This window comes from Paenibacillus sp. P4_A7 (genome assembly GCF_056402455.1).
In genome coordinates this window covers 1-4,413 of sequence record NZ_JBFUHJ010000457.1, presented here as the reverse complement: position 1 = coordinate 4,413, position 4,413 = coordinate 1, and the positions used below count along the sequence as shown (strand labels likewise).

Below are 4,413 nucleotides of genomic sequence, written 5' to 3'. Positions count from 1 at the left end.
AAGTATGGTTATGAATGGCTTTGATTTGGATTTAGATGGCGAGAACGAGGTATATACCGTAAATGGCTACGCGTTTGCTTACCAATCCAGACCGATAAAGGTGAAAACGGGAGAGCTGGTTCGTATCTATTTAAGTAATTTAACGGAATTTGACCCCATTAACTCGTTTCATCTGCACGCCAATTTCTTTCATTACTATGCGACCGGAGCCGATCCGGATGCAAGGCCCCAATATACGGATACGATCATGCAATGCCAAGGGGAGAGAGGCATCATTGAAGTAACGTTTCCTGAACCTGGACGATACATGTTTCACGCTCATCAAAGTGAGTTTACAGAGCTCGGCTGGATGGGGTTCTTTGAAGTCGGATAAMAAGAGGAGGGTAGGATATGCAGATTGAAACTGTAAATAAAAAATCTCCCAAAAAAGTGGCTTGGTTGCTGGGCATACTGCCGCTGTTGCTGCTGGCAGGCATGATATCTATAATCGCTACTTGGGGTACAGGGGTAAAGGAGCAGCAAGCTGCTCCGATAGAAGTGCTAAATATTGAACGGATTATTTTAACGGATGATGGATTTGAGGTTCGCATTCTCAATTCTGGTCCGAAGGAGCTGACCGTTGCCCAAGTAGTGGTGGATGGCTCTTTTTGGAATGCTACTTACTCACCTAGTCCAACGATTGAACGATTTGGCAGTTCAACGATATACATTCCTTATCCGTGGGTGGAGGGGGATCCTCATGAAATTAAGTTAATAACCACTAATGGATTAATTTTTATAGGTGAAGTACCTACTGCAATGAAAACACCAGCTGCTGATACGAATCGCTTTTTGCAATACTCATTGATTGGCTTTTATGTAGGAGTGGTTCCGGTTGGACTGGGGCTATTGTGGTATCCCTTCATGCGTAGGTTTTCTTCAAAAGGCATTCAAGCGGTTATGGCATTTACAGTGGGGCTGCTGTTCTTCCTTGCAGTTGATACGATTCAAGAAGGGCTGGAGCTTGGTGCGGAAGCGCCGGGTGTCTTCCAAGGAACGGGTCTCGTTTGGTTTGGAGCGCTGCTCAGCTTCTTATTTCTACTTGCAATCGATCAAACGAACTCTAAAAAGGCAATGAGTGTGGAGGATGACGGCAAGAGGGTATCGTTCAAAATAGCAGGGGGAATCGGCCTTCATAACCTCGGAGAAGGTCTCGCTATCGGTGCAGCATTTGCAGCGGGCGAGGCTGCACTTGGTACATTTCTCATAATTGGATTCACGCTGCATAATATTACAGAAGGTATCGGAATTGCCGCGCCATTACTGAAAGCAAAGCCATCCATTAAGACTTTTTTAGCTCTTGCTGTTTTGGGCGGAGCACCAGCTATCATTGGAACATGGATCGGTGGATTCGTGTTTAACCAAACGTTGGCGGCATTGTTCTTCGGCATTGGTGCCGGTGCAATTATTCAGGTCATCTATGTCATATCTAAAATGATTCTAAGAGATGCAAGGGCACTTAGAGCCCCCTCTGTATCATGGCTTAACTTCTCAGGTTTAGTGCTCGGCATTCTATTAATGTATGTAACGGCTCTTTTAGTTAATTTTTAGAATAGGGGAGATGAGCATGCCGATGAATATTGGTGTAGCAGGATTTGTGTTGTTAGTCATTTTGGGATTGCTGCTTTTCGGACCGTCAAAATTACCTCAGTTAGGTAAAGCCATTGGGACGACATTGTCAGAGTTTAGACGAGGAGCAAAAGGATTAATTGATGAGGATGAAAAGCAAGCTCATTCGAAGGAACAACAAAAATAATAGAAACAAAAAGTCGTTAGAATCCTTCTAGCGGCTTTTTTTATTTCTTATTTTGTAATTTCTGATACCTTGATTAGTGTCTACACAGCATCTACATAATTATGTTGTAAGCTGTAAGTAAGCTGTACAAATTTATGATTATCAAGTATGGAGGAAATCTGATGAAACAAATAGTAAAAATAGGATTGATTTCGGTTGCTGTGGCAGGCATGCTAACAGGTTGTTTCAATCAAAACTCATCTAAAGGGACTGATGCTAGCAATCCGGAGACTTCATCAATCGGGCAGGGCGAAAGCGCGCCGTGGATTGCTACAAAGAATACGACACGTATCAATAGCTCTGATCCTTTTGCAGCTGCGACATTAGTTTCAAAAACACTTTGGCCAGCGACGAGTGAATTTGATCGACCGGGCGGGATAGTTATCGTAGATCCAAGCGACTGGCAGGTTGCAGCAGTAAGCGCAGATTTAGTTCATTTTCCGAACAACGGGCCTGTGTTGTTTACTAATAAAGATCAGGTGCCTGATATTACTCTTAATGAGCTTAAACGTTTGAAGCCTACAGGTCCGAAAGAAAATCAAGGCATTCAGGTTATTTTGGTTGGAGACTTGGATAAACAAGTGGAGGATCAAATTCGTAAGTTAGGCTTCAAAACGGACCGTGTTCAAGGGGGAAATCCAGCCGACTACGCGAAGAAAGTTGATGACTATTATGCGAAAGTGGCAGGCAGCTTACCACAATCCGTAATAGTAGGATCTATGGATTCAGCGGATTTTACAATGCCTGCGGTTAACTGGATCGCTCATATGCCAGAGTCTTTGCTCTATGTAAAGAAGAATGAAGTGCCGAAGGAAACGGCAGAAGCGTTAAAAAAGCGAAATGGGAAAGCGACTATATATTTGCTTGGACCGGAGTCAGTCGTGTCTGGCGCTGTGGAGAAGGAGCTAGCAATTTATGGGCAAGTGAAACGGATTTCCGGGAGAGATGCTTATGAAAATGCGATTGCTTTTGCTAAATACAAAGACGAATCTAATCAATTTGGGTGGGGTATAACCTCTCCTGGACATAATGTGTCGGTTGTAAATAAGGAATCGATTCCGTTGGCTATAGCGGCAGCCCCATTCTCGCATTTAGGCAAGCATGCACCGCTAATATGGTCTAATAAGGAGAAAATGCCATCTTCGGTCATGACTTATTTAATGTCAATCCAACCGAAATATAAATTATCGCCGGCAGAGGGTCCTTACAACCATGCTTGGTTGACTGGTGATGCCGGCAGCTTCACTGCGAAGGCTCAGTCCGAGATAGACAGCATGCTGGAAATCGTATCAGAATCAGGCGAGGGACATGGATCAATGCACGGGACAAGTGATCAAAGTCAAGCGGAAAGTCTGGAGGAGAGCGCTAGTCCAGAAGAATCCTCCGTTGATTCAGGTATGCACGATATGAAGCATTAGTTTCAGGTGAGTACGAGTGTGAGTTTGGGTTTGAGCTGGGGTTTGAACTTTAACATGATATGTAACTTGAACTCTAACATGATATGTAACTTGAACTCTAACATGATCTAGGGCTTGAGATTGAACTTGAGTTTGTACTAGCGCTAGCACTTGCATTTGAACTTGCATTTGAACCTGCAGGTATACAAAAATCCAGTTTCCGTTTAAAGGAAACTGGATTTTTATCTGTAACTTGTGCTTATTCMCAAAGTCAGCGATTGATTACATCTAACCCCATGCGGACGGGACAGGGCATCCATTTAGTCTTACTTCCAACGCAGGAAAAGGGATATATAGGCAATTAGAATGGATATTGTACAGTCAAACAGCTTAAATTCCATAATTTAATGTGTTTGAATGGAAAAGATACAGTCAAATAGGTAGTTGGAGGCTCTTTAGCAGCAAAACAGGCGATTAGCCTGTACGAAATACAGTCTGGGATAAATATAACGTTTTTAAAGTGGATTTGATTGTATAAAATACAGTCTTAGGTTAGCCTGCTGTAATCCTCAGTTTAGATGCGAACATTTCATTCCCCCTTCTAAGTCGAGCAAAGTGTAGCATTAGTTGTGATTTTTGCAATCGATATACATTAGAAAACAAAAAGAAGCCACATGGAATTGTTTCACTCCATGTGGCAAAATATCAATTTCTTTTTATACCAGAAATCAATTTGTTAAGAAAATGTCCAGATAGCATTACAGGTATAATGAAAATGTCATGAATTAAATCGTTAACTGTAAATGTGAGAAACAAACCAAGTAAACTAAAAATMAAAATAACGACTCCAACTAGAACAACATTCTCTACATGTGCCGTATCTTTTCGCGAAATAAAAAATCCAAGAAAAAATAAAATCATAATTGAAATAATGATTGACATCGTTTCCTCGTACTGAAGTAAGATAAATGGTACATTGCCCATAAATAAAACCAACATATACACAAGGATTAACGGAACAAGAAAAATAGAAAGAAAATATAGCATCACACCTACGATTACTTGCTTATTTTCGCATCTCTTTATGTCAATTCGAACATAACCTCCTAAAAGGAACCACAAGGGAATTAATTATTGCGACCTCGCGAGCCTACGTATTGTTAGTATTTAACAATATTACAT

At 41.5% G+C, this 4,413-nt stretch carries 4 protein-coding genes; all 4 read left to right on the top strand.

What is annotated here, in order from left to right:
• A partial coding sequence (locus AC1DWN_RS28765; protein ID WP_477562306.1) for a multicopper oxidase domain-containing protein occupies positions 1-373 on the top strand: 373 nt, incomplete at its 5' end.
• A gap of 17 nt (positions 374-390) precedes the next feature.
• Complete coding sequence (locus AC1DWN_RS28760) at positions 391-1,590, top strand: ZIP family metal transporter (protein WP_477562305.1); 1,200 nt, start codon at positions 391-393, stop codon at positions 1,588-1,590.
• Between the two features lie 16 nt (positions 1,591-1,606).
• Positions 1,607-1,795 carry a twin-arginine translocase TatA/TatE family subunit gene (locus AC1DWN_RS28755; protein WP_477562304.1) on the top strand — a complete coding sequence of 63 codons (189 nt, stop codon included), beginning with the start codon at positions 1,607-1,609 and terminating at the stop codon, positions 1,793-1,795.
• A 161-nt stretch (positions 1,796-1,956) separates the two neighbouring features.
• The gene (locus AC1DWN_RS28750; protein WP_477562303.1) at positions 1,957-3,252 is read left to right on the top strand and encodes a cell wall-binding repeat-containing protein; all 1,296 of its coding nucleotides are present in this window, start codon (positions 1,957-1,959) and stop codon (positions 3,250-3,252) included.
• Positions 3,253-4,413: the final 1,161 nt, after the last annotated feature.

What these genes read in the sequence shown, in the direction of transcription:
- AC1DWN_RS28760 (WP_477562305.1), top strand. Translation starts at nt 391, where the DNA reads ATGCAGATTGAAACTGTAAATAAAAAATCTCCCAAAAAAGTGGCTTGG.
- AC1DWN_RS28755 (WP_477562304.1), top strand. Translation starts at nt 1,607, where the DNA reads ATGCCGATGAATATTGGTGTAGCAGGATTTGTGTTGTTAGTCATTTTG.
- AC1DWN_RS28750 (WP_477562303.1), top strand. Translation starts at nt 1,957, where the DNA reads ATGAAACAAATAGTAAAAATAGGATTGATTTCGGTTGCTGTGGCAGGC.